General features: G+C 53.5%; 29 protein-coding genes and 3 pseudogenes. 18 read left to right on the plus strand and 14 right to left on the minus strand.

Annotation, left to right across the window (positions count from 1 at the left end; all coding sequences use genetic code 11):
- Positions 1-1,140, minus strand: coding sequence for a Fic family protein (locus ACZ5TV_RS12665; protein ID WP_379778360.1), 1,140 nt, complete (start codon positions 1,138-1,140; stop codon positions 1-3).
- 376 nt (positions 1,141-1,516) lie between these two features.
- Between ACZ5TV_RS12665 and ACZ5TV_RS12670 the strand changes: the two genes are divergently transcribed.
- Positions 1,517-2,524 (plus strand): hypothetical protein, encoded by a 1,008-nt coding sequence (locus ACZ5TV_RS12670; protein WP_379778362.1) that lies wholly within the window; start codon positions 1,517-1,519, stop codon positions 2,522-2,524.
- Positions 2,525-2,733: 209 nt separating this feature from the next.
- Positions 2,734-3,039 (plus strand): hypothetical protein, encoded by a 306-nt coding sequence (locus tag ACZ5TV_RS12675; protein WP_379778364.1) that lies wholly within the window; start codon positions 2,734-2,736, stop codon positions 3,037-3,039.
- Between the two features lie 443 nt (positions 3,040-3,482).
- Here the strand turns inward: ACZ5TV_RS12675 and ACZ5TV_RS12680 are convergent, their stop codons facing one another.
- Positions 3,483-3,989, minus strand: coding sequence for a hypothetical protein (locus ACZ5TV_RS12680; protein ID WP_379778366.1), 507 nt, complete (start codon positions 3,987-3,989; stop codon positions 3,483-3,485).
- A gap of 274 nt (positions 3,990-4,263) precedes the next feature.
- Between ACZ5TV_RS12680 and ACZ5TV_RS12685 the strand changes: the two genes are divergently transcribed.
- The 3 genes from ACZ5TV_RS12685 to ACZ5TV_RS12695 all read left to right on the plus strand — a co-directional run bounded on the left by ACZ5TV_RS12685 (position 4,264) and on the right by ACZ5TV_RS12695 (position 6,906).
- The gene (locus ACZ5TV_RS12685) at positions 4,264-6,018 is read left to right on the plus strand and encodes a transposase (RefSeq protein WP_379778368.1); all 1,755 of its coding nucleotides are present in this window, start codon (positions 4,264-4,266) and stop codon (positions 6,016-6,018) included.
- 512 nt (positions 6,019-6,530) lie between these two features.
- The gene (locus tag ACZ5TV_RS12690) at positions 6,531-6,692 is read left to right on the plus strand and encodes a hypothetical protein (protein ID WP_379778370.1); all 162 of its coding nucleotides are present in this window, start codon (positions 6,531-6,533) and stop codon (positions 6,690-6,692) included.
- A gap of 52 nt (positions 6,693-6,744) precedes the next feature.
- Positions 6,745-6,906, plus strand: coding sequence for a hypothetical protein (locus ACZ5TV_RS12695; protein WP_379778372.1), 162 nt, complete (start codon positions 6,745-6,747; stop codon positions 6,904-6,906).
- Between the two features lie 189 nt (positions 6,907-7,095).
- Here the strand turns inward: ACZ5TV_RS12695 and ACZ5TV_RS12700 are convergent, their stop codons facing one another.
- The 3 genes and pseudogenes from ACZ5TV_RS12700 to ACZ5TV_RS12710 form a co-directional block, all read right to left on the minus strand.
- Positions 7,096-7,515, minus strand: coding sequence for a DUF8161 domain-containing protein (locus tag ACZ5TV_RS12700; protein ID WP_379778374.1), 420 nt, complete (start codon positions 7,513-7,515; stop codon positions 7,096-7,098).
- Between the two features lie 14 nt (positions 7,516-7,529).
- Positions 7,530-7,925, minus strand: a complete 396-nt coding sequence (locus ACZ5TV_RS12705) for an HVO_A0114 family putative DNA-binding protein (RefSeq protein WP_379778376.1) — start codon at positions 7,923-7,925, stop codon at positions 7,530-7,532.
- 57 nt (positions 7,926-7,982) lie between these two features.
- Positions 7,983-8,278: pseudogene (locus ACZ5TV_RS12710) on the minus strand (toxin-antitoxin system TumE family protein).
- 95 nt (positions 8,279-8,373) lie between these two features.
- Between ACZ5TV_RS12710 and ACZ5TV_RS12715 the strand changes: the two are divergent.
- Together ACZ5TV_RS12715 and ACZ5TV_RS12720 are read left to right on the plus strand one after the other, a co-directional pair.
- Positions 8,374-8,502, plus strand: coding sequence for a hypothetical protein (locus ACZ5TV_RS12715; protein WP_379778378.1), 129 nt, complete (start codon positions 8,374-8,376; stop codon positions 8,500-8,502).
- A gap of 212 nt (positions 8,503-8,714) precedes the next feature.
- Positions 8,715-8,905, plus strand: a pseudogene (locus tag ACZ5TV_RS12720) (IS1595 family transposase); the annotation flags it as partial.
- A 320-nt stretch (positions 8,906-9,225) separates the two neighbouring features.
- Here the strand turns inward: ACZ5TV_RS12720 and ACZ5TV_RS12725 are convergent.
- Positions 9,226-9,477, minus strand: a complete 252-nt coding sequence (locus tag ACZ5TV_RS12725; protein ID WP_379778380.1) for a winged-helix domain-containing protein — start codon at positions 9,475-9,477, stop codon at positions 9,226-9,228.
- Between the two features lie 518 nt (positions 9,478-9,995).
- Between ACZ5TV_RS12725 and ACZ5TV_RS12730 the strand changes: the two genes are divergently transcribed.
- Both ACZ5TV_RS12730 and ACZ5TV_RS12735 read left to right on the plus strand, forming a co-directional pair.
- Positions 9,996-10,241: a hypothetical protein gene (locus ACZ5TV_RS12730; RefSeq protein ID WP_379778382.1), complete on the plus strand. Its 246-nt coding sequence runs from the start codon at positions 9,996-9,998 to the stop codon at positions 10,239-10,241.
- Positions 10,234-10,890: a hypothetical protein gene (locus tag ACZ5TV_RS12735; RefSeq protein ID WP_379778384.1), complete on the plus strand. Its 657-nt coding sequence runs from the start codon at positions 10,234-10,236 to the stop codon at positions 10,888-10,890. The genes ACZ5TV_RS12730 and ACZ5TV_RS12735 overlap by 8 nt, the downstream gene beginning before the upstream one ends.
- 549 nt (positions 10,891-11,439) lie before the next feature.
- Here ACZ5TV_RS12735 and ACZ5TV_RS12740 read toward each other — a convergent pair.
- From ACZ5TV_RS12740 to ACZ5TV_RS12750, 3 genes are all read right to left on the minus strand, one after another.
- Entirely contained in the window at positions 11,440-12,546 is a 1,107-nt protein-coding gene (locus tag ACZ5TV_RS12740) for a tyrosine-type recombinase/integrase (protein ID WP_379778386.1), read from the minus strand.
- Between the two features lie 173 nt (positions 12,547-12,719).
- Complete coding sequence (locus ACZ5TV_RS12745; protein WP_464383898.1) at positions 12,720-13,865, minus strand: ISH3 family transposase; 1,146 nt, start codon at positions 13,863-13,865, stop codon at positions 12,720-12,722.
- A 110-nt stretch (positions 13,866-13,975) separates the two neighbouring features.
- Positions 13,976-14,389, minus strand: coding sequence for a ribbon-helix-helix domain-containing protein (locus ACZ5TV_RS12750; RefSeq protein WP_379778269.1), 414 nt, complete (start codon positions 14,387-14,389; stop codon positions 13,976-13,978).
- A gap of 354 nt (positions 14,390-14,743) precedes the next feature.
- On the opposite strand from ACZ5TV_RS12750, the gene ACZ5TV_RS12755 reads away from it, so the two are divergent.
- A complete protein-coding gene (locus ACZ5TV_RS12755) occupies positions 14,744-14,944 on the plus strand; it encodes a hypothetical protein (RefSeq protein ID WP_379778271.1) in 201 nt (66 codons plus the stop codon).
- Positions 14,945-15,313: 369 nt separating this feature from the next.
- On the opposite strand, the gene ACZ5TV_RS12760 is transcribed toward ACZ5TV_RS12755, so the two are convergent.
- Positions 15,314-15,544: a winged helix-turn-helix domain-containing protein gene (locus ACZ5TV_RS12760; RefSeq protein ID WP_379778307.1), complete on the minus strand. Its 231-nt coding sequence runs from the start codon at positions 15,542-15,544 to the stop codon at positions 15,314-15,316.
- A gap of 273 nt (positions 15,545-15,817) precedes the next feature.
- On the opposite strand from ACZ5TV_RS12760, the gene ACZ5TV_RS12765 reads away from it, so the two are divergent.
- The 4 genes from ACZ5TV_RS12765 to ACZ5TV_RS12780 all read left to right on the plus strand — a co-directional run bounded on the left by ACZ5TV_RS12765 (position 15,818) and on the right by ACZ5TV_RS12780 (position 18,119).
- Positions 15,818-16,423 carry a hypothetical protein gene (locus ACZ5TV_RS12765; protein ID WP_379778273.1) on the plus strand — a complete coding sequence of 202 codons (606 nt, stop codon included), beginning with the start codon at positions 15,818-15,820 and terminating at the stop codon, positions 16,421-16,423.
- Positions 16,416-17,072: a hypothetical protein gene (locus ACZ5TV_RS12770; RefSeq protein ID WP_379778275.1), complete on the plus strand. Its 657-nt coding sequence runs from the start codon at positions 16,416-16,418 to the stop codon at positions 17,070-17,072. Before ACZ5TV_RS12765 ends, ACZ5TV_RS12770 begins: the two co-directional genes overlap by 8 nt.
- A gap of 299 nt (positions 17,073-17,371) precedes the next feature.
- Positions 17,372-17,536: a DUF7837 family putative zinc-binding protein gene (locus ACZ5TV_RS12775; RefSeq protein ID WP_449405244.1), complete on the plus strand. Its 165-nt coding sequence runs from the start codon at positions 17,372-17,374 to the stop codon at positions 17,534-17,536.
- A gap of 235 nt (positions 17,537-17,771) precedes the next feature.
- Positions 17,772-18,119, plus strand: coding sequence for a DUF6788 family protein (locus tag ACZ5TV_RS12780; protein WP_209487304.1), 348 nt, complete (start codon positions 17,772-17,774; stop codon positions 18,117-18,119).
- 65 nt (positions 18,120-18,184) lie between these two features.
- Here the strand turns inward: ACZ5TV_RS12780 and ACZ5TV_RS12785 are convergent, their stop codons facing one another.
- Positions 18,185-18,616: a TRAM domain-containing protein gene (locus ACZ5TV_RS12785; protein ID WP_209487306.1), complete on the minus strand. Its 432-nt coding sequence runs from the start codon at positions 18,614-18,616 to the stop codon at positions 18,185-18,187.
- 243 nt (positions 18,617-18,859) lie between these two features.
- On the opposite strand from ACZ5TV_RS12785, the gene ACZ5TV_RS12790 reads away from it, so the two are divergent.
- Together ACZ5TV_RS12790 and ACZ5TV_RS12795 are read left to right on the plus strand one after the other, a co-directional pair.
- Positions 18,860-19,441 carry a DUF7437 domain-containing protein gene (locus ACZ5TV_RS12790; RefSeq protein ID WP_209487308.1) on the plus strand — a complete coding sequence of 194 codons (582 nt, stop codon included), beginning with the start codon at positions 18,860-18,862 and terminating at the stop codon, positions 19,439-19,441.
- A gap of 11 nt (positions 19,442-19,452) precedes the next feature.
- Complete coding sequence (locus ACZ5TV_RS12795) at positions 19,453-19,980, plus strand: hypothetical protein (RefSeq protein ID WP_094521150.1); 528 nt, start codon at positions 19,453-19,455, stop codon at positions 19,978-19,980.
- A 193-nt stretch (positions 19,981-20,173) separates the two neighbouring features.
- On the opposite strand, the gene ACZ5TV_RS12800 is transcribed toward ACZ5TV_RS12795, so the two are convergent.
- On the minus strand, positions 20,174-21,928 hold the full coding sequence (locus ACZ5TV_RS12800) for a hypothetical protein (RefSeq protein ID WP_464383899.1): 1,755 nt from the start codon (positions 21,926-21,928) through the stop codon (positions 20,174-20,176).
- Positions 21,929-21,935: 7 nt separating this feature from the next.
- Positions 21,936-22,700, minus strand: coding sequence for a hypothetical protein (locus ACZ5TV_RS12805; protein WP_379778309.1), 765 nt, complete (start codon positions 22,698-22,700; stop codon positions 21,936-21,938).
- Between ACZ5TV_RS12805 and ACZ5TV_RS12810 the strand changes: the two genes are divergently transcribed.
- A complete protein-coding gene (locus ACZ5TV_RS12810; RefSeq protein ID WP_379778311.1) occupies positions 22,665-23,267 on the plus strand; it encodes a hypothetical protein in 603 nt (200 codons plus the stop codon). The genes ACZ5TV_RS12805 and ACZ5TV_RS12810 overlap by 36 nt on opposite strands.
- On the opposite strand, the pseudogene ACZ5TV_RS12815 reads toward ACZ5TV_RS12810, so the two are convergent.
- Positions 23,250-23,384: pseudogene (locus ACZ5TV_RS12815) on the minus strand (DUF5817 domain-containing protein); the annotation flags it as partial. The gene ACZ5TV_RS12810 and the pseudogene ACZ5TV_RS12815 sit on opposite strands and share 18 nt — an antisense overlap.
- 524 nt (positions 23,385-23,908) lie before the next feature.
- Between ACZ5TV_RS12815 and ACZ5TV_RS12820 the strand changes: the two are divergent.
- Entirely contained in the window at positions 23,909-24,238 is a 330-nt protein-coding gene (locus ACZ5TV_RS12820; protein WP_379778278.1) for a hypothetical protein, read from the plus strand.
- Positions 24,239-24,265 lie beyond the last annotated feature (27 nt).

Here is a 24,265-nt window from a genome sequence, read left to right on the forward strand (position 1 = left end):
TTACGGTGTTTCGACGATCGTGAGAATTTCTGGGGCTCGGTACACCTTCCCGCGTTCTTTTCCAGTAATTTCATCGATGATCCCATCCTCTGAGAGCATATCGATCGCGTTGTAGACGGCTTTCATCGATCGACCCGTCGCTTCTTGAGCGCGATTCGCCTGTAGATACGGTTCCTCAAAGAGGTGGGTGACGACGTCGCGAACAGCTGGATACCCGTCGTACTGCTCGAGATATCTGGCTCGAAGTTCTAAGAGCTCTTGACCACACTCGTAGGCGTCGCGAGCCTGTTCACCGATCGCAGTCAACGCGAACAGCACCCACTCTTCCCACGTACCGTCCCTGCTGACGCTCAGAAGTTCCTCGAAGTACTCACTCCGGTTCCGGTTGAAATACGCAGACAAGTACAGGTACGGCTCATCTAGCAAGCCAGCGTCGTACAACTGGAGCATGATGAGGAGTCGTCCGAGTCGTCCATTCCCGTCACGGAACGGGTGGATTGTCTCGAACTGGTAGTGTGAGAGGACAATATCAATGAGGGGCGGGTAGTTTTCCATTCGGTTGTACGCGATGAGCTGGTCGAGCAGCATCGGAACATGGGCTGGATGAGCAGGGATGAACTGTGCGTCCTCGGGATTCTGGTTTGGGCCAATGATGACTGGGGTATCTCGGATGTTGCCGGGGCGCTTGTCTTCGCCACGAACATCGAGCAGGAGCGATTCGTGGAGTTCACAGAGAAGATCGCGGTCGATATTCTCACCTTGTTCGAGCCGATCGAACCCCATCTGGATGGCCTCGACGTAGTTGTACGCTTCTCGGATGTCGCGCTCGGATGCTGCTGACCGTTCAGGGTCTTCATCTGGTTCGTGAAGGATGATGTCTGAGACGGTGACTGAGGTGCCTTCGATCTGCGAGCTCATCGCGGCTTCCCGAACCACGAAAGGAGCGAGCAAGAGATTCTCGTTCTCGATGTGGTCGTGAAGGGTCGAGAGTTGGCCCAGTGCGTAGAGAGCATCGCCGTGGGCCTCTAGAATCGCTTCGGTAAATTCGAGTTCTGGAGGAAGGCTTGTCGGATTGTAGCAGGGGAGCCCGTTGTAGGGCTCAATCTGACCAGGTCCATCTTCGAACTCAGCGGGTTTCATTACAGTAAGAGTGGTTTACCACCTCTATAAGTGTAATGAATAAGGTTTGAATACAATTATAGAGTTGGACTGTCTTGGTACTGTATTCTATTAGTCTGCCTAGCGATCGGCTTGGTTTCGTTGGCATGAACAGCGAATACGGAACCACGATCTGAGCTTTGGAGTGGTTTGTGGGCAGTGGATTATCATCGAAGCACAGACCGAAAAATCACTTTTTGCGGCGGGAGGTCTATTCAATTCTTGATTATATGTTCAGACAGTATTCAAAATCACATCCATTAAAGAATAGTATTAAACCTCAGATAATTTGGCTGGAATGACGAATTCCAACGATCCTACTGATAGTAGCAAAGTTCCAGTAAGTCGGCGTCGAGTAATGAGAACTGTTGGGGCAGGTTCAGTGAGTATCCCCGGAATCATCGCAGGTAGCACCTCTGGGGCAGCAGATGAGGATTGGGATTGTACAGACAGTTGTCCCCAAGAAGAGGTTCAGACAAAGCAACTCGAACTTCCAGATCCAGCTGGTAGTGCTGATAAGCTTGAAGGTGCTGCTTCCATTCATTGGAAGGAATCAGGCTATTCGTCTCAGAAAGGCAAATGGTTCCACATTTTCTCAGTGTCTGGTGGAGCCTCGTCCGAATCGTCTGGAGTACTGGGCGGCCACGTTCATGGACAACACTACAAGCTGGAAACGTCAGACGGCGATATCCAACCGTCTACTGAAGGAGACAAGCATGGTCATCTTCCCGGTGATGATGACGGTAGTATCCCAGACTGGGGTGCGCCGCTTCTGGAAGCAGCTATCGGAACAGTAAGTGTTGGAATGAGCTGGTTCCTTGCTGTTGGTCAAGCCCTTAGGGAAGAATTCGGGCGGCGGCCAGACGGGTTCGAGATCTTCGGTGGCGGGTTCGAATATGGTGATATGGCATTTAGTATCACATCACCAAACCCCTGGAAACAAAGCGCATTCTTCCATCGTGTCGAACTCGAAACTGAAGAAGTGTCTCCTGTTGTTGATGTTAAACTGGGTATCTGTCACCACGATAGTACTGCAACCACCCTCTGGAAGGATCTCGAAGGTGAACTAGATTTCTTCGGTAGTAGTGGAGACCCTGGATTTTCGCCAGATAAGCTAGAGTCTGATCCGTCCAAGATGAGCCCAGAGACCCGAGAGAAACTGGGAATTGAGGACGTGCGTAAGCAAGAAGAAACGATCACGTCAGCGGCGGCCTCTGAGGAAGTCAAACTTGATTACATAGTGAGAGAATCTCCGATCTCTAGAGATGGATTTGAGGTTGTCGAACGGGACGAGTCTGAAATGGATGAACCTCGCAGCAAGCGATTCCGAGAGCGTCTGAACAAGCCAGCTCCCTCCGATTACTAGAGATTTCATCTACACTTCTATCCAGTACAATTAATAACTCTCTTTTCGAGTGTTTTAGCATGGACAAAAGTTTGATAACATGTTCACGAAGGCGTCTATTGGCGTTAGCGGGACTTTCAGTAACAGGAGGGTGTACCAGCCTCCCAGGTCAGGAACCCTCTCCACCAGGACTTGATAGCCTCTACCTCCGTAACCAGCGCACTCAAGAAGTGGAGGTCGCCGTGGCTGTGGAACGAGATAGCGAAATTGTGTATGAACAGGCCCACGAGCTCGCCGCTTGGAAGAGTAACACTTCGTTTGGTGAACTTCTTATCGACGAAGACTGGCTAGGAACGCAAACTCCGTATGAGGTGATAATCGACCTAGCTGATACAGAGACTGAGTCGTACTCGACGGAGGATTTCCTCGAGATCGTTGGGGATACAGATGGGATCAATTGTTTTGGAATTAATGTTGTTATTGATTCTGATTTCATCGACTTTCGGCCATCTGCTCAAGAAACGTGCCGTCAGTGATTTTGCTGGGAGTCGCACAATCTCGGAGGATAGATTTGATGCGAGCTTTCTGTTCCGTTTATTTGCTCTGAATCAATACTCATCGTTTTTTTATCGCTTGGGGCGTTAACATGATTTGGTTCAGCATAGTCAAGAATTTGCTCAACAGGTAGATAAGATATGAATGAAGATTTATTTGTTCGTGTAGCCGGCAGTATTGGGTCGATAGCGATTCTACTCGTTGCGATTACAGTGGGCGCTCTCCTGGGGGATGATCCTGATGAAATATTCGCTTTGTCAATGGTTTGTGTAGTCATACTCTCAATAAGTGCGATTATAATCATCTATCATTTTAGGTACAAGGTAAATTCACTGCACTGACCGAAGCCAGTTCAGATCGTGTCACGTGCTGAATATTTCAACAGACCCACCATCCGAAAGCTCTACCGACAGCTCAAGAAGAATTAGAAATGGTCGTCATCTACTCGACGAAAAAGGTCTTGTAACTTAGGCGGCAACTCTTTTGGATGTACCTGATTGCCAGTTCGCAGATCTTCAGCGTATGCTTCGATTGACTCTGGATCATCAACCCACTCCAGGAAATCACTCTTGCGGTCTTCGTATTCACGTCTTGCAGTGATGAGTCGCTCGTGGCTCTCTGTCACTCCGAGATGGCGCATCCGCTGTCGGAGGTAGTGGCCCAGCGTTGTAAGAGTCCACACACGGCGGACGGAGTCATCTCGGTATGCTTGGTCAGGAACAATCAGCCTGAGATGGACGGCTTCGTCACGGCGATCATTCAGATACCCACGGCTCACATCCAGTAAATCGTCGATTTCGTCGAATCGATACCCTTCACCATCAAGAAGAGAGATCAACTCAACTGCGCCCTTCTTCTCAAAAAATTCCGATAGTTCATCGTAATCCACATCCTCTAAATTGGGCGCTGTATCGCGGATATCATCTGGCATTACCTACTGTTCTGTGATGCAGCGCTATTCACCTTGTACATTAGTTCAAATTATACTGGCATTCAGGATATATCCAAATATTCTATGTATTACTGTTTGAGACGAACGGTAGTATGCGAATTTTGTATTTAACTCTCCGTATCAAAGGTTATTCCGGAAACTTCGGAAACAACACGCTAGCAGTTAAGTTCAAAATGAATCTACTATCGATACTAATGTCCTCACTCAACTGGGCTGTTGACAGCTCATTTTTGTCTATCGGCGGTGAGAGCCGATGAGCAATGAGAACAGTCGGGTTCAAAGTGGGCTGACAAAGCAAGTTGATGATGTCTTTACTGCAGATACTGACTGGATCACACTTGCGAACGAACTGGACGTGAGCCGCTATACGCTACGGGACGCACACCCTGAGTGGAGTTCGTCACTTCCGTTTCGGCCAATGTTTCTGGCGTATCTGTGGGCAACTGTCGAGCATGAATCCCTGTCAGGAATCCCAGAACGCCTCTCTGACCGACCGGAACTCGCCCGTGCATTTGGATTCGAGATGGATAATCTCCCCTCAGAAAGTAGCTGCAAACCAGTCCGGCTTGAAAGCCGATTCGGAAAGTTACAGACGGTCGTCAAATCAGGTGCTGAAGAGATCCGCCTGCTTGTAGCTGAACGAGGCGCACCAATCGGGAATGATCTTCTCAAAACAGCGGACGGCGAGGACAAACAGTCGCTGTCAAATCGAACCGTCCAACGCCTGCTGCGGAAGAAGGGCCACGAAGTGCTTGATGAGTTGAAATCAGTAGCCATCCCTTCAATCTCACTCTCTCGCTCGGATGATGCGATCTACGACGACGATGAGTTACTCGTCTTAGAAGCAATCGCATCGATCAAGCAGCAGGCGGCACACGGTTCGGGACAGAAGCTGGGTGACATGAAAAATCCAGATCCCGCTGTTGATGACCCGTTCTACGAGGACGGTCCATCTGGTGAGACGCTATTGGAAGCCCTCAAGCAGATGTCTATCGAGGACATCGCGACTGTGCTAAATTTCGCTCTCCGAAAGACCTACACACGCGCGAAGCCCCAAATCAGGGAGCTTGAACACGGGAACGGCTCACGATTTGGCACTCGGGCGAAAGTCGCACTGGACATCACGTATGTTGCCTACTATGGCGATCGCGACGAGATGAAATGGGTCCAGGGCGCACCAGAGGGGAAGGGATACACCTGGTGTCACAAGTTTGCGACGGTCGTGATCGTCGGCGAGAACACCCACTACGTCGTTGGGGTGTGTCCGCTTGGGAGTACGGACTACGCCGCGACAGACGCCTATCCCGGTAAGGATAGTTCCTACTACGTCGGGGACGTTGCACGGCGACTTCTCTCGATCGCCGAAGACTATGTCGACATCAAGATGGTGTATGCCGATCGGGAATTCCACGCTGTAGACGTGATTCAGACGCTCACTGACAAGGGGTTGGACTACGTGATCCCTGCTCAGAAAGATCAGCATCGAATTGGACCAATGTGTGACCGGTTTGATCAAGTGAAGCAGGGGTATCACGAACCGAATGACACCCCGCTGTATGTCGAGGAGGATTTCGTCATGCACGGTGCAGTGAAGGGTGGCGTCTCAAACCACACGGTACATACGACCGTTGCCGTGTTACCCCCAGCGGAAGATGATGATGTCCATGAAGAGGGATCGCCACAGCCGTTTATCACCAGTCTCGATGTGAGTGACGAGGTCGCACTCGATCGGCGCTGGGCGAAAAAGCAGATTGAACAGTACAGTGACCGTGGAGCGATCGAGAACTCGTACTCGTCGATCAAGAACGCAGCAGCGTGGACTACCTCGAAGGAGTTCGGAGTACGGTGGTTCCATTTCGCCTTCGGGTGTGTGATCTACAATATGTGGTTGTTAGTCGATTTCCTCACACAAGAGCGCATTGGGGTCATTGAAACCCGGAAGAAGCCCAGAATCACACTCAGTCGGTTCCTTGATTGGCTGGACAAAGAGCTGATCACACTCATTTAGAGCTCGGTCTGGGTTAGCCCTTCCCGAGAGGCATCACTCTTTGCTGAGATAGATTTCGACCGATAAGTTTGTTTAGTATAATAATTCTGTCTCTATGATAGCTATTAGAGCGTAATCGCGGCTATTTCTATCGGGTACTGGTACGAATAGAGTCGATCCCGTGAACGTTTTGACCGGCATTCGCAACTCCACGGCCACAAACTTTCTATAGCGAGATACGATATACTACACTTCCATAACGGGGAGTTCCTCCGAATGGATCGGATCGAGGCGTGTTTACCCCTGCTTCGAGGCAGAAGGATCGACCTCCTCGGAGGTATGAGAGCGCCGGAAACAACGCTTCCGGGGTTAATAGTGCTATATTTCGAGATAAGAAAGACTATCTAGAACACTGACCCCATTACCCTCATCGTCCTGCGGTTTCGATCTTAACCAACGATCAGCCATCGGATTACCGACTGTTGGTTAAGACTGAGCAGAGCGGCTTTCCCGGACCACACGGATCGGTGTGTATGGGCGATATCTTCCGCGTCAACTGCCCGGGCTGTGGACAGGAGAAGGGCCCGATCACGACGCATCCCGGCACCGTTGGCATCCACTGTTCGTGCGGGGTCACCGCAACCGTCGACATCGGCGCACAAGAAATAGACGAATGGTGGGAGCGGGAGAACTGACCTACCGGAGGTCGACACCTACGTTTATCCTTCACACCGAGTAGAACGTGGTATGAGCAGGGAACCCCCCGACGCCGACATGATCTCGGACGAGGAGCTCACCGAGCTGCTCGCCGATGCTGAGGGGGCGACGCCCCAGGAGATCGAGCGCGGCGCTGCTAAACTCGAGATCACACCGCCTGAAAGGGCGACCATCGTCGACGTCGACGAGTAGCACTACTATTTCGATTTGTTTTCAGCACCACTAAGCAACGGCTACAGCTGGATCTACTGACTGGCGGTTCTATGCTCAAAAACAACTCAGAACGGCCAGATAGCGGTCACTGATGACGATCTCTTCTCTGGAGATTCACGCTTTAGTGTTGGATAAGGCTGTCACCGCGGAGTTCTCGTAGAAATCTACCTACTGGCCATCGTACCATGGGGGCGCACCGAACGCCTCAGCGTAACAGTCTGGGTGGCAGGGCTCTTTTCGATTGTCAGGCCACGCCCGATCGAGTGGAACCTGCTCTCCACAGAGCCCACATTCAGCACTGTGGCCGGCCTGACGGGCGTCCGGCGAGAGGTTCTTCGCCTCGGTGTAGAGCTCATGTAAGGCCCACGGAGTGAGGCGGACAGCGACGCGCTCGGCAGTTGCTGGATCCTCTTCCGACGTCGCGGCCGAGAGAGTGAGAACCCAATCGTCACCCGGCTCGCCGTCGGTCGCAGGCCCGAGGGCAATCGTTGACGCCAGGTCGTCGTCGACGTAGAACCAGTCGGCATCTCGATCCACATGGTAGTGCCCGTAGGGCCGAGGATTCTCGGGATCGACGTCGTCAGCCATCGTTGTCTCAGCGCTCAGGCGTTCGCCTTGCGCTCCGGTCCCGACGCCGATGTGAGCGGGAGGTCCGCGTCGATCTCGTCGTACCACACTACCGGGCGCTTTGCGCTGCCGTTCTCTTCGAACTCAAGGAGCCCGTAGTCGGCGAGCTCGTTCACGTTGTCGAGGACCTCCGGTGGGTTCCGGTCGACAAGGCGAGCGAGTTCACGGATGCTCTCTGGCTCGTGCTCAACGATTGCTTCGAGGAGTTCGAGGTTGGTCGACCGAAAGACGCGACCAAACGTCTCGAGGTCCTCGATCGACAGCGTCGGCTCACCGGGTTCGACGTCGTCGCCGGCGTCGATCAATTCGAGCCGCTCCTCGAGGCCGCTGCGATCCGCGGACTTGATCTGGACGTGTAGTGTTCGGGTCATGATGTTGTGGGGTGGGGCTGGGGTTGCGATCGTGCGTCGATCAGCGTGCTTGGGAGGTTACCAGTCGGTTCGTTTCTCTGGGGGCAGCGCCGCTCGCCACGCACGGAATATCTCGACGAGTCCAGGATAGTCGATCTCGAACGTCTCCGAGCCCATATGGAGTTCGTGGACGCCGTGATGATTGTCGAACCGAATGATCGGATCTTCTGCGCCGGCTTCACCGTAATGATAGGCGTAGTTGATGCCCTCCTCAAACTTCTCTGAGGTAGGACTGAGAGTACGCGTACCCGGGCGACAGTCCCGTCGGCGTAGGCTTCAATCTCATCTTCGAGTACGGTGACGTCATCGCTCATCCACACCTGTGGTGAGGGAGACAATACCGATAAGTGTTAGAGTGAAACCTAACACGAGATTGAGTCGCAAAGCCCCATCTGACGCCGACACGGTCTTGAACGAAGAGTTCACCGAACTGCTCGGTGATGATGAGAGGACGATGCCCAAGGCGATTGATCAGGAGGCCAGCAACCTCGAGATTACGCTGCCTGAAGAGGCAACGGTTGTCGATGTTGGCGAGTAGTACTACTGCTTTTACGTGGTTTTTAGAGCCTCCAAGCAGCAGCCATAGGTGATCTACTGACTGGGGGTCTTGTTCTTGAAAAATGCTGATCTATGGTGGCTACTGTGGACGGCCAGTACTCTGGAGATCCGTACCGAGATTGTTGGTTAAGAACTGTCGCTCTTATGTAGAAACGCGGAAAGTCCGTATAGTTACACTGAATCGTCGGTAATCTGGAGGTATTCTCCGCTCAGTCGGCGTTCGATCGCCTGTTTCAGCAGCTGATTGAGTTAGAAGTCATCAAGATGGATTCGGAGCCACTCGATGTCCGCATCAAGCGGTGACTCAAAGAATTCTGGGAGACCACGTCTTGTCGCGCTACGGGGATCAGAGTATCGTCACGTGCTCAAATACCGACGGTCTGTAGTACCGAGACTGTAATTTCAAGCCGGCCTACACCTACAGAACACCGTATCATCGGTACTCGACCGTCGCGTAGATGAGCGCGAACCTTGCGGGGTTCACGGCGAGCGTACCGAGGTACAGCGCGAGGACAGCGACTCCAGACCCAGCGAGGGCTGCGCCAGAGGGGTCGCCAACGAACAAGGCCTACCAGTGACAGAGTTGATCGAGCAGGTCGACGATGACTGACCGCGATCAGCCCCAAAGAGCGGCAGAACTACCAGATGATGAGGCTGGGGGCGACGAAAGCGACGACCAGTGAGCGATTATCGAAATCGACTGTTACGCATCTTCCAACTCATCTGCGTCGATATCGCCTGTAAGGTACTCTCGACCGAGATCAGATAGCTGGTAGTATCCGTCACTGTCCTTCACTAAGAGCCCCTTCTCGGCTAATTCTGGCAACCGCCCCCGTACTGTAGAGTACCCGATGTTGTGCCCGTGTCGATTTAAATTCCGGTAGAGAGGCTTCGGGGCGAGTTCTAGGTTGTAGTCGTTGAGAAACTCCAAGATGACTAGGTCAGTCATCGTCATCCATCCCGGAGTAGGCCGCATTTTTGCTATATCCAATGGAGACTTTGTTAGTTACAGGGGTTGTGTCTCCTGAATAGACTATTTGAGCCAATAAATAGCCTACATAGGCTAATATTTAATACTTCACAATACACATGCTATAATCACGGACCCCATCGGCCGTTGATGACGACGCACTGTGCGAAAAAAGATGCTGGCCGACCCGTGCCAATAGATGGCCCATATGGGGGTTCCGTGAACACGCACGAACCCATGTACACCGGTTCAACGCGGGGGCTTGAAACTCTCGTCCGACACATAGAATCGACTTTGACTGACGAGTACCCGGCAGCGCTCGCGACGCTAGTATGGGTCGTCCACGCGAGCCACGACCTATCCAACAACCAGCACCGGAGTCACCAGCTAGACGTATCGCTCGCAACCAACACCCCTGAATCAACCATGACGATACCATTTCCACCGAAGATCGCATCGCTTCACAACCCACCGCGTATGCTCCCGATAAACGGTACATCTCAATGAGCCGCCCAGCAATCGATCTTGAAACTGACGTCGTCCGCGACCGTCCGCTCATCCAAGAAGAGGCGAAGATTCAGGTGACGCTCTGTGATGACGACCCGTCACAACTCACGCTCAGCGTCGGCGGGAGCTGGGGTGTTACCTTCGCCGAACTCACCCCGACGGAAGCCCGTGCGATCGCAACAGCACTCGAACATACGGCCGTGCGCGCTGCCGCTGCCACGGAGGACTCAACCGATGGGTGACTTCTTCGATGACCTCAACGAGAAAATCGGCGCTCTCGGCGATCAGGAGGAACCAGTCGACGATCTTGAGCACGATCCGACAAATGGTCGGTGGCTCGAACGAGAGACAGCAGAAGCGTTCGAGCGGTGGGGGTACCAGACAACACGGAATAAGTACCTGTTCGGGCTTGAGACGGACGTCGTCGCCCGGAGATCGGACCTCCAGAACGACCCGGCCGATTACCTCGTCGCCGAGTGTAAAGACTGGCACACGACGCTCGTCGGCCGTGATGCGGTCGCCGATATCTCTCACCGGGCGCTGCTCGCGCGGGCGATGCCTGCGCTCGTCGTCGGGTGGGGCGTCACCACCCAAGCGTGGTGGCTTGCCCAAGTGCTTGATGTGCGAATCCTCACCATTGATGACCTCAACAAGGACTCGCTGCCGCCGCTTACTGAACGTCGGCCGCCTCGGGGGACGCTTCGAACGAGACGAGAACCGTACGTGAGCGAACTCAGGAGTAATATGCCGCAGTTACTGAAGCGACGGAGCAAACTTGATATCGAGACGCCGGTGTTCTTCGATGGCGGCTGTGGCCCTTGTTACGTGCCAGATCGACGTGGGAATGACAAGTATGTCAACGCCTCTAACACCGACTACAACTTTAGGTAGAAGTCGATAGGCGAGGCTGTGACGGAAGACGTGCGGATAGACATCCTCTGGTCCGCCGCGACCAAACTCACCGGTCTCGTGTACCTAAATGGTCGAACAGCAGCCTCGTGAGCAAGCCTCTTGACGGAGTTTCGGACAAAGCGTGTCGTCATCCGCTCGGACTGTCTGGAGAGAAAGAGGTAGGAACTGTTTTTCCAGCGATTGTCGAGGTAGATATTGAGCGAACGGTGAGTACTGAGCGTCCCGTCGACGTTCAGCTCACTAAGCTGTCGTACTCAACACACTTGTGTCGACCTACGTAGGAGAAAGTCACCTCCTAGAGTTCGTCACCATTTTATATACATTTTCATACACATCTGATTTCGCCCATAAATATCAGTTTTCTAATGAATACAACAGTTTATTCCAGACAATCCAAGAGGATGGTGGTGATTTGGGTGTGAAATCTTTTGTCGGTATGGACGCCGATGAGCTATCGATATCCCATGCTGAGCCAAGCTCGTTCAGACTAGGCGTCGGGCACTTTCTCGAATCCTCGTGGGATAGTAATTAATCATCAGCATACGACTCTAAGAAAGTCGGCATGGCGTTGAGAATTGTGTCCCGCTTCTCAATAGAGTAGCTGTTGTACAGCTGTTTAATTCCTTCTCGGGAGTCACCCCGCAAATAATCAGTCATGGATGTGTTCCCTGGAGTGTTAGCATCCCCACCGAACTGATCCTCGTAGTGGGTCGTTCCCCAGTGCCGCCAATAATGTGGGTTAAGATTGTCATCATCATTTGGACCGTAGAAATATCCAAGTTCTTTGGCCCTTCGAATAAATTTATTTGAGATGATTTTCCCACTCAACCGCATTTTGCTCTGTGTTGTGAGAAATAACGGATCAGACGGAGAATCCGGCTGCGGACGGGTACAAAGATACCATAGCAGCGCATCTCTCAATTCTTCATCGATCGGAATTTTGCTGTCTGTTTTTGTTTTATTGCCGGTATTTCGGGTTTCGTCTGACTGCCGTTTCTCAGATCGAAAAATAATGTGATCATCCCACCGTCGGAGATCTGGATGAACATTCCAGTTACAACCAGGGTGAGTGATGGAGACATCTTCGAAGTCGAGGTTAGATACTGCTCCTGCCCGTCTTGGTATTTTGGCCAGCAGAAGCTGGACAGTGATCCACAGGGGATGATTCCACTGTCTGACAACGTTCCGAGCTTCCGATAAATCGATGATGTGTGGTTCCCTGCCAGACGGTGATTCTAGAAACCAGTCTCCGTTCTTCACTGCATGTTTCTGATACACCTTTTGAAACGGGTCTATCTCAATAGGATCAACGGATTCGGTACACCACTCGTACGCCTGTGTCAGTACTGCGTACGTGTTTTGCTGAGTCTTAGGAGCATAGTTCCTCACGAGTTCTTTCAGGAACTCTTCGGCAATTTGGGGAGTTACTGATCGTGGTGGGATGATATCTTCGTATGATAGCCGACCCGCATCGATCTCTGTCCAGTGACAGTCGTAATCACCTTTTTTTGCTGCTAAGAACCTCTCAAATCTGTTTATACATCTCTCTGCCACCAATCTTGTCCTTTCAGCAGAGAGATTCTCTGGAGTCGCTGCTTGGCAGTGCCACTTCTCGTACCAGACCCAGTCGATCACATCGACAGGCGCGTGATCTGGTCTGATGGCGGCGGATCAGATCGAACTGGTCTTGGAGTGTCTTCGAAGCGCTGGTAAGCGTAATCTTCGGGATGGACCGTCGCTGTCGGCGGCGGACCGCCGCTGACGCGACAGCGTCGCCACTCACGACTGCTGTCCGGACCGGTGGACAGCTACCGGAAGAACCGGTCGTCGAGTGGTTGGTTCGCTGGAACAGTCCTACGCACACCAAGCGCTGTCCAAGCGGCCCGCAACACCATCTCACAGAACTCCGTGAACGACCACTGCCAGAGGCGGCGCCCCCCGCGGCGGGGCGCCGCCACGTACCGCCAGTGTAGATACCGCCAGCTATTCTGGAGCAGTAGGCTCACCACAAACATCACCAGCCGTAGCCCAGCGTCCTGAGAACTGGTGAATGCGAGGCTCTGCTTGGCTAATCGGTAGCTCGACTCGATGCCGAAGCGCTTGCTGTAGTGCTCTCGGGCATCCCGTGGCGTGTCGATAAACGGCGCGTCAGCGGCGTAGCCGTGACGCGCCACCCCGTGTTCGTCGTATCGTCCCTGTTGGTAGACGCAGTCGATGAACACAGGGAACGTTACCTTGCCGGCGAGATCGTGTTCGATCTCGCGGCTCCAGCCTCTACTGAGTTCGTCTTGGATCGTTTCACCCCACTTGACGATCGGCATCACGTAGGCGTAGTTGTGCGTGGACAACAGCCCAAGACAGGTGCTGTTGTAGAATCCGCGATCGAGATAGACGGCCTTGACGCCGAGGTCAAGGCCGTCGAGGAGCTCGAGAAACTCACCAAGGACGTCGCTGGTGGTGTCGCCAGCGACAAGCTGGCGCACCGCCAGCGTGTACCGCTTGTTGCGTACCCGCGCGTACAGCGTCGCGTACGCGTGAAACGTCGTGGTTCCCCGTTTCGCCTGTGAAGAGTACAGCGCTTCTGTTTCGTCTTCATCGCCGTAGTAGGGGTCGAGGTGGAGGTCTGCACAGACCTCCACCGGTCGATCTGGAAGCGTCTCAAGCGCATCTCGTTGAAGTAGCGTGTCGCCAACCGCCTCAACGGAGTCAAGTTCGAACTGCTCGGTGAGATGTCCTCGGACGGTGTTGGCGTGTGGCGAGTCCTCGGTCGTTTCGCAGACGTGATTGATCGAGGTCCCGCCGGCGCTGGCGCCGGCGAGGACCTCGTACAACGTCTCTGTCGTGACCTTGACGTTCTCGTCGAGGTCTATCTCAAGCTCTTCATCGAGGCTGTTGACGACAAAATTAAGAAGATGCTCTTCTTCTATCTCGTTGTCTGCTTCGGTAGGTTCCACACTCTTCCCAAGCAGACACTTTCACTCAAACCCGATGTGATCGACTGAGACCCACAGAACATTACCGTCTGGATTATATGTCTCAATATACTCTCCATCGCCCGCCGACATTACTGATCCGCCTCACGCCAGTAGTTTCCCCGTCCATCAGTTGTGACGGGACTGTTATCCTCCTGTGACAATTCATTGAGTCGAGCTGCAATAGTGTCCTCGAACTCTATTATCAAGCTTTCAACGACCTCATCAAACTGGGCTTTGTTGTCTTTGCCATCAGCAAGTTCATTAATAATAGCCGCATCGGATAGTGATTTTCCAGCAGCTTCTGCCGTGTTGTGGGTTTTTTGAGTTGATGAGTCAGTGTTGCTCGTACGAGGGTCAAGAGCAGCGATGTTTGACTCGCCTGCTTCAATCACTGATCGGAGGTAAGCTGATCGTGAGTTGTACCCACTGTCCTCGGCTGCCTCTTCTATCTGTTCCAGCCGATCGCGCTCGAATTGAATGCTGATGCGCTTATGCTCACTCATGATTGTGAATCTAGTTGAGGGAATCTCCAAAGTTCAGATCTATTTTCACTACCATGTGTTCCCACTGTCTTCTCCTGGGTAATATATCTTAATAACTTGATGAAACATACTAGACTAAAGAACATGGAATAAGTATAATACGCTTATTTTTGTAGTGCCTAAGTGAAACAACAAGAAAGAGATAATATAAACGCAAGACAGCGAGCAGATCTCTTTTAATAATATAAAGAGACAACCTAACCCTGTTTCAGTTAAGCACTACAAAAGCGGCTAGGACGTTCTATACAGCAAATTAAAATAAGACTGTATTAGACTGAGTTATGTTTTTATACTTTGCTTATACAAATCTACCCAATGAGCAATAGACAATCCGAGTCTGCGGGAGTAGTCAAATGCTCCGCAGATGGAGTGGTCGTGATCCCAGTCGAGGTACGAGAAGTATTAGGTATCAAAAATAAAGAAGCGTTCCTGCGACTCAACGATATTTCTGTTGCTAAAGTGGTCAACGAGGATGATGATACAAAACTGTCTGATGTGGAAGAAGAGAACGCATAGAGTTGTACGAGTTGATTACGGGCAGTGAACCCATCGCTGAAGGGACTACTGTGAGTAATTAGCGTTTCAGATTCACTCCCAAAGCGATATCCGTAATCCATGGCCTCACTTAGCACTATCTTGTATCGTTAATACACTTCTATACCTTACTAGTGACAATGAGAATTATCATGTCAGCACTACTGAAGTGTGCTATGTCTTCATCAATTAGACTTTGAATCAACTGTCCGTGATCAGCCAGACTGTGCTCCTTGTTCTATCTAATTAGGAGCCATAGAACGGTCGACACCGAATCAGATTTGGCTTCAAGATAGTAGCAAACAGGAGTTGTGACCATTTCAAGACTATAATTAGCCTGTTATAGCTCGATCAGAGGTCGTTGGGATCAGCTTCTCCGGAAAGATACTGTTCACCGATATCGGTGATCTTGTAGTATCCTCGCTTGACGCGTTCGACAAGGCCATGATCGACAAGGATTGAAAGTCGACGGTTCACTTCGCTTCGTGCCTTGTCGATGTTGAATGCGATTACCGAGGGAGATAGGACCAACCCAGATGTTGCTAATGCCTCGAGAATTCGATCGTCGATTGGCATTTGCATCCACGGGGCTGGCTCTCTCACTCAGGCTCTCCTCTGTTCCGCACTACTTTTTCGACCGATATATCAGATCTGATAACTAATTGATGTCCCTAATCTCACTTATTGATGAGATTTTTATATCGGTCTTACATATACTGGGCCGCAAGCCATGATATCACACAGTCACGTCATAATTCGAGTGGCTTTGAGTGGGCCCATTCGTCGAATGAGTTCATCAGCTGCTGAACTACCTCTCACAGGGTCTAATTCCAGGACGATCGCGACGAGGAGACAATGACGCAGAACAGTTCCCCTAACCCGACTGTAGTCAATCCTGAAATAAAATTGGAAGATGTTCGCAAAGACGTAGATGGTAACAGCTGTGAAGGACGTGGACGATCAACTGCATCTGGGCGGGGATACAATGCTGAACGCCTAGCTAACGCTATATTCCATGATTTAGGGCTAATGATTCGATGGTCAGTAAAATCATATGTTGACGCATATATCAGTGGTGAGATATCGTACTATGTCGAGGTCAAGTCCTGCGTAAATCGGTATCAAAGTAAGACCGGGAACTTGGGTAGGTACGGCCAGTTCCGAATCTGGAAGTCTCATCACGATCGGTTGACAGTTGAAAGTTCATATTCTGATTTGAAAACCGCGATTTACTTTTTTGTTGTATATTCAGTCACAGATGGAATAGAGAAGGAAGTAGGGAAACTAATCGCACCTGTCGAGATGGTTGACGATGTCCTTGACAACTGGTCGTCTGAAGATCACGTAACGATGGGAGAACAAAAGACACGTCAGATCTCGTGGCATCTACTTCTGAAGCGATTGGGTGTTTCGACAGATCGATTCAAATCCGAACACATTATCGATCTCACAGATGAGTGACTCAGGACTCACTCCGGTTGCGTTTGACATCGAAACCTCTGGATTCGATGCCGACGCTGTCATCACCGTTGCTGGGTTCGCGCACGGTCTCGGTGAATCGCTTATTCTCAATACTGGCGGCCACAGCGAGGTTGATCGCAACATACTGGTGAGGGCGCTTGATGAGGAGTCAACTGGGACAGCCCAACTCGACATCGTTGCTGACGAGGGCGAACTCCTCGAGGCGGTCGCGTCGTTTGTCACGAACCAACTCGATGGTGACACCCACTACGTGACCGCATTCAACGGTGAGACGTGGAACGGTGGGTTCGATCTCCCCTTTTGTCGAACGCGATTTCTCCAACATGGACTACGATGGCCCTTTGGCGATATTGCGTACGCCGATATGATACAGGTGGTTGACCGCTTCAATACACAAGATCAGACTGATCTCGTTGGGGTGTATGATGTCCTTGTTGGTGAGGAGACGTGCGACCCATTTGACGACAGCGCCGAAGCTGTGGATGCGTTCCAGGCCGGCGACTGGCTTCCACTCTGTAAGCACAATCTGGCCGACATCCAGCGAACCCGGAAGTTGGCTGAACTGGCCGGACAGTTTGTCGCCCAATCGGATTTCAAGATGAAAAATCTACAGCCACCACATCGATGAAGGGTTCACAATGGGAGAGATGGGCCACGAGATGCGGAACGACATACCGATGGTGAGGACAGCTAGGTATCTAACACATCGTCACTAGAAATCGTAGCTGCGTAGTGGCCACTCGCGAACCGTGGTCATGTAGCCGTCCTAGAGAAGTACTTTCACTCCGCTCGCCCGAACTATAAGTCACAGAGTCTCAAATTTTGAGGTGAGGGAGCAGAGCAGGGTCGGTCCCACCGACCGGACCAGCTCCAAGACAGAGTCACACGCTCCCTCTCCCCCTCGAAGTAGCTCGTGAACTCGTGAGAATGACCCCTGATGACCCAGAGACAGTCCGTGGCGACTGCTCGTTCTGCGGCGAAACAGTCACGAGTCGGCACGCAATCATCCACTATGAGACCGCTGGCGGTGACCCTGGCGTATGGGCCGAATGCCCCGGCTGTGGCGAGATCGTTGACCCCACCCATGCTTAGTAAACAGTTCATCCGGCAGATCGTCAGTCTCGAGCCGTCATCGACAACGCACCACGAGTGCCGTTACTGTGGGTACAGCGTGGAGAAGGACATCGATGAGTGTCCACAGTGTGGCTCTCACGAAATTGCGGCCTACGATCTCGAGTAATTGCTGAGGTGGTCACGGTTGGCAGAGAAGGTTCAATACCTTATGTAGCACCCGAACGCTAACATGGCTCCAATTGTTACATAAGGTATGGAGCAGCCGTCACCACCTGCCTCGCTCCCGAAGTATCTCGCAGAGGGGCTCCCCAAACAGGACACGGAAACACTCCATGAGATACGGAACTACGTCGAGGCGCTCATCGAGTATCGCGACCAGTCGGTCGACACTGACGAGCTTCCCGAGGCTGCCGAGCCCGTCGACGAGTCCGATAGCGCAGGAATCGGGACCGTCGTCAAAGAGAAAGTCACCTGTGGCGACGACAGCTGCAAGTGCGCTAGCGGAAATCCCGCGGATATGCACGGTCCGTATCTCTATCGCTACTATCGTGAAAACGGGACGATGAAATCGGAGTACATCGGGAAGCCAGGAGGCGAGTAGGGTGGATCAGGATAGTCGTGGTTCCAACGATCCCAGTCAAATAGACAGTTGCTACTAAAACGACGTTACAGCGCCCGTGAGTCGCGTTCGACGATACTAGCAAACGCGACGTTCTCTTTGACTTGCTCGATCTCGACCGACGGCTCATCACCTGGTTGTCCGCCGGGGACGATCACGACGTAGCCGCGTTCAACCTTCGCAATGCCGTCACCTTGATCACCAGTTGTCTCGATCGTCACGTCCCGGACTTCACCTTCCTCTACGGGAGGACCGTCCGACGTCGGAGTTGGTTCTTGCGCAGCCGATTGGGGTTGCTCTTCCTGAGTCTTCTTGCTTGTCGAGGATTCTGATTTCAAGATCGCGACGCGATACGTTTCGTCGGCAGCAAGCGCGTCGTGTTCGATTTCACTCGCGGGGACATCCACAATATATGAGCCGTCACGTTCTTCGATTTGAGCACTAAACACAGTGCGAAGCGAATCAGAAATTTCGACCATCAGGTATCACGAGTTGTAGCTAGTCAACGTATCTAAATCTCGCGTTTCGCGCTACTCTGAGGTGGTAATCTAGTGTATGCTGAAGAGACCACGCAGATCCCAAACAGAAACTCCTCGAAAGGCTAGCAGGCCAGATCGGTCAATACAGAGGACTCACGAATCGCTCGGCACAGGGTGTCCGAAGTATCACGTCCGATTCGGCAATCCCAAACACTATTATCTAGTACATGAATTATGAATTGTATGTCGAAGGCAGCTGGAGACCCCGAACGCGCCGTCAACGGCCTGCTGTCAGTTGCACAGCTGCTGGAAGAGCCACGACTGGCGCGGCTCTACACCTTCGTGCTCCGGCAAGAGGAGGTCACTATCGACGACATTGTCGATGAATTGGAGATTCCCCGGACGACAGCGTATTCGGATGCCGGCTCGCTCGTTGAGCTCAAGGTCCTCACTCGAGATGAGGGCCAGAAAACACACACGTATTCAGCAGTCCCGATCACTCTCTCGGCAAATCTCGGGGGAGACGAGTATACGATCACGCCGACGCTCATCGAAGCGTTCGGCCGATCGCCTCGGGATCAGGACCTCAATCTCCTCATCGAGAGAGACGGTCTCGGAAAGCTCGCTGCCGCCCTAACGTATGCGATACCGTACGCCAACGGGAACATGTCGGAGCGAGTTGCAGCCCGGGAACTCGACCTTCAGCACGCCTTCGCAATTGCCGTGTTACAGGCACTACGAGACGTCGTCCTCGATATGGAATCGGTCGATCCCTATTTTGACGAGATTCGGGACGCTAATGAGAATCCGACGATTGAAGCCTGACTACGAGAGCGATGAGTGAGCCGTTCAACCCGTTGCAGAATTCGGTGACGTGGATCGCGGATACAGGATTGTTCATCGCGTGTGGTCGCCAACAGAACAACAAGTACACGGCTCTCGAACGCTTTGCTCAACGGAACGATCTCACATTTGTCATTCCGCAGCGAGTCTACGACGAGCTCGGTGGTGCGCCGAGGCGAAGTACGCCGGGACAGACTCCGATCAATAGCGCCATTGATGCCGGTTGGGTTACAGTCGCCGACGAGCCTGACTACACGAACGGCACCGTGTCACAAGTGATGGACGACGTTCGGTCGTACATCGCTCGATCCTCGAAAAGAAGCGAGGATCGGATCGAAAAGGCTGACACCGCGCTTGCTGCGGCCGCAGTTGAAAGGCTCGAAGCGGATAGCGGTCTGGTCTGTATCGTGACGACCGACATCGACGCCGGCGAGGCGGTTGTTGCGACACTCGACGCCCACGGGTTCGAGAATCGTGTGCGGTTCAAAAATGGGTTTGAGCTGATTGACGAGATCACGTAATGGTCAGTCAGCAAGCGCGTTCTATCGGCTGATTCGGCTGTAAATTCACGAAATAAATGTCGTGGCAACTCTTCTATGACACCCTAGGAACAGCATGAGTGGCCCAACAATCTCGTCAAGAGATATGATGGCGAGAACAGTATACCAAGCCCCCACAAATCACCGGTGACAGACGCCTTAATTCCTCTAGAACTCATCCGACAAGCTCCCCAGTAGTTGCTTCTTGGAGGCTCAGCTGACGCGGGCGTCTCCCCATTATCTCAGTCTCGCGTTCAACAAGGGCACCACCAGCGACAGCAGCGTCCTCTCGATAACACGCTCTCGCAGTCACTGCCCACAGCGCTGGCAGCACCTCATCGAGTAACGGCCATGGCTCTGTGAGTTCCAGCAAGACATCGCCAGCGAACCCGATTTCCTTCGGTGGAACTGGTCCATCTGGCCCATGATGACACCGAGCTGTCCGTAACGCTCCGGCCGCGGCGTGGACGTCGTTGCTGACAGTCGGATCACTCACCCATTGCGGGTAGATATCCTGATACCGTTCAGGAAGTTCTCCGTCGTCCCGATCCGTCTCCGCAAACGACAGCTGGAGCCGGTAGCCAGCATCCGTCATCGCGACGATTCCAGTATCAACGAGGTCAGGGAGGTGGTCACGAAGCGAGCGAGCCGACACGCCGGCTCTCTCGGCGAGTGCTGACTGCGTCAGGAATTCTTCAGCGCCCGCGAGTGCCACGAGGGCCTTTCGCGGCGTCGACGACGCATTCCGGAGTACCTGCTCTGGGGACAGTGCTGCGATGATGCGTCGGAGTTCTACAGACCGGATATGTCGCGTCTCGGCTTCCGGCTCTAGCGCTCGGGCGACGCCGTTCGCGATTGCTAGCGGTGACCGACACAGCCCGTGGAGCACCGATACCGCCTCTGGAGTTGTGAGGAGGTTCTTTTTTTCAAGTGCTGTGTCAAGAAGGTCGCGGTACTGGGCTCGACTCGTCGACGTCTGGACGGGGACGCGGACACCGATCTCGGGGGCATCATCCCGGATGTCCCTCGGCGAGACGTTGGATCGAAGCTTCTCAGCGAACACTTCCTGGCGGTCGCCGTAATCAGCAAACAGACACCACGAGCCGATGAGCTCACCGAACGGCTCTGCGGCGTTGACATCGACATCTAGTGACCACCGGAGGACCTCGTCACGATCCTCAAACAGTTGCCGAAACACCGACGCCATCCCGTATTTCGACGCAATCGCCGAGTTGATTCCAACGAACTTCGCGATAGCTGAGAGCTTCTCATCGGCAAAATCGCTCTTGAACCGGGGCATCCGACCGATTCGGAGGATGTCCACGCCGGCGAAGTCCAGTAACCGGGTCATTACGCCAATCACGCCGAGTGACTCAGTGAGAATCTTCGTCCGAAACGCCGTTCGAGAGTTGTACTCGCGGTACTCGCCGTGAGTCATGTCCCGCGTCATCTCGCAAATCTCCTCGAGAACAGCTTGTATGCGGTCGCCAAACTCATCGACATCGTCGACGAGTTCGTCTTCTTCAGCAATCCACCCGAGGCACGCACTGTTCTGTAGGATATTGGGTGCCTCTTGGAGCAGTCGGCGGAAATCACTACTCTCGTCGAGTCGCTCGTCAGTTAGCAGATTGTCCCAGACAAACCCATCACCCAACGAACGAGCAGTACAGACTGCCCACTGCATCGAATTGTCGACTTCGGCGGCCACAGCGAGCCGATCATTTTCCCAGTCCGTGTAGCGGCGGGGAGCTGCTCGATCGTCCCACTCAGAGACCGCCGCATCGACAGTTGCGACGCCATTCTCGGGGGTCGCCGCAACGGCGGCCTGATACGTAGAGCGAGAAAGCGGTTGGATAGTGTGGAGTGCTGGGAGGCGGTCGCGGCTCCAGCCGGTCCCCCCCTCACGTGTGTGCGCGGGTCTAGACTCCACATTGTCGTCAGATTTTCCGGTCCGACTCACAAAATTCTGAAGGGGTTTTTGTCGCGTTCCAGATCGGCCGATTTCTTCGAGGAAAACGCACGCCAGCCGGGCGAATTGCGACTTTGCTCCCGTCGCTGGTCGCGATACGATCCGTCACGAGTTCGTGTTCGCGAAGCTGTCGGAGGTGGTACGCGACGTTGTTCCGAGACTGGTCGGGGTCATCGTACGGGGCAGCCTCGTAGAGCGTCTCGTAGCCAGCTGTCTGGCCAGCTTCCGCACCAATACGGTCGAGGGTTGCGACAACCTCACCGTCCATCTCAAGCGCCTCACATGCAGCCGCGACGTGGTCGTCGACGGTTCCGTGAGCGCGCTGGCCTGTATCGCATTGTGAACTCACATCGAACGCTGCCACGTCCGGGACGTTCCCATCCAGTTCGTCGACATCGATCTCCGGATCGTAACTCCAAGCGAAGCGCCGCATCCAGATGGACGACTCAAACACAATCCGGACGTCCACACCGTGGCCAAGCCAACTGAGCAGCTGGACCATTTGCCGGCGTTGGTCGGCGTGGCCGATCTCCCGGAATGACTCATCGATCCGCACGGTGAGTGTTGGCGTATGTTCTGCGGCTGCGAGCAACGGCTTCACAACTCGGCGAACATCCTCAAGCTCACCAGGAAACCCGATGCCAAGCGGGCCGAACTCCGAGCTCCCAAAGCTCTCGAGCAGTTCGAGCGCCTGCTGATGCTGCTCGGACTCGACGTCTTTACACAGGCTCAACAGCGTCGACGCAACGATCGACCCGTTGAGGCTCTCTGCGTCTGGAAGCGCCTCTCGGTCGACTGTCCCGAGCTGATCGTCGATAATCGATTCAAGCATCTGCCAGGCGGCCCCATCTGCGACACCACCGACGAGTTCGCGCACGGCGAGCGCAATATCGGCTTCGAGGACCCCAACAAGACGCCGCCAGAGTTCACCTGGTCGGCTCTCTTTGTCGAGGCGTACTGTCCCAGACGACACGGCCGGGTACTGCTGAACCACCCAGAGACCCGCGTCCTCATCACAGCGGAGATCTCCAAGCTGACGAGAGCTCTGATCGGTGTTGTTGGATGTCTCTCGATTCGTTGTGTCGAGGTGCTGATCGTCTGCGAAGGCACCTGTAAGCACCTGTACGCCGAGTGGTCGGCCGACGAGATCGCGGTCCCATTCCTCTTCAAGATTGGCGTAGTGGCCAACCTCGTCGAACTCAGCGCCAGCGTTCCGAGTATTCGCGAGAAGCGCCGCCCGTTGCTCAACAGCATTCTCCCACGTGTCAGCTCTTGCTCGACGTCGCAACTGGCCATCTGAATGCTGACTCCCACACCGGGGGCACTCACGAGTGCTAGCAGCGCCACTACTGACGGCATCCTCGATGACCCAGTGTTGGCTACAGTTGGAACAGCCAACGACAGCGAAGCGACTCACGCCGCTGGCACACCTCCATGAGCCGGGTGGTCCTGCATAGTGCGCTCTCCGCGCACGTGCTCGACGCTACGGCCGGAATCGGATAATCGGCCGTCTCAGAGACAGCAGAGAGGGTTATCGGCGAAAGCCGGAGATGACTCTCACCACCGCAACCATTAAGACCACTTCGGAAGAAATGAGGAATAGGAGACTTCCTCGGACAGGTGCCATCCTGTCCCTTCCCAAGCGGCCCCTGCTGCCAACAGGGGAACTCCCCCCCTTTCTAAACATCGCCTAGCCGTGCATACTGCGATGTTGCGCCGGCCTCCGTCTTAATACTCACGGCGAGCGTCAGACATACATACAATTACTGTTATTTTGCCCGGTGTCCGTATTCGGGTGATTTACACACCACTAAAACGGGTAACTGGCAATTATCATGGGTCCCATGTGGGAGCCCTCCGACGAACTCATCCAATCAGCATCCACGCACTCCGATACAGCTGTGAGTTCTGTAGGTAGCCTCAAGCATTTAGCGTCCAAAGGTGTCAATACGAACATGCCGTTTCGGGTACGGGGCGGATGGGAAGTGCGTCATCAACTTGGAGTTCAAGATCGAAGACGGCTGGCGGGCGATCAACGACTACCAAGAGGAGCTGACCGCGCTCGACATCGGCCGGCAGATTGCGGCGGTCGAGCTCGCCGTGCTGGCGAACGAACTCCAGTCACCCGCTGAGACCTTGGACTACTGGATGACGCAGACGCTCTACTCGACTCGGCAGTCTTCGTGGGCTGATGATCGGAAGGCCAGCCCGCAGACGGTCAGCGACCGGGTCCGGTCGGCGAAGGAGAAGCTCGACTTCGAGGAGGCATAATGGCGGAATCTACACGCACTTATGTGA

The sequence above is a fragment of the Halorubrum tibetense genome (genome assembly GCF_055396225.1).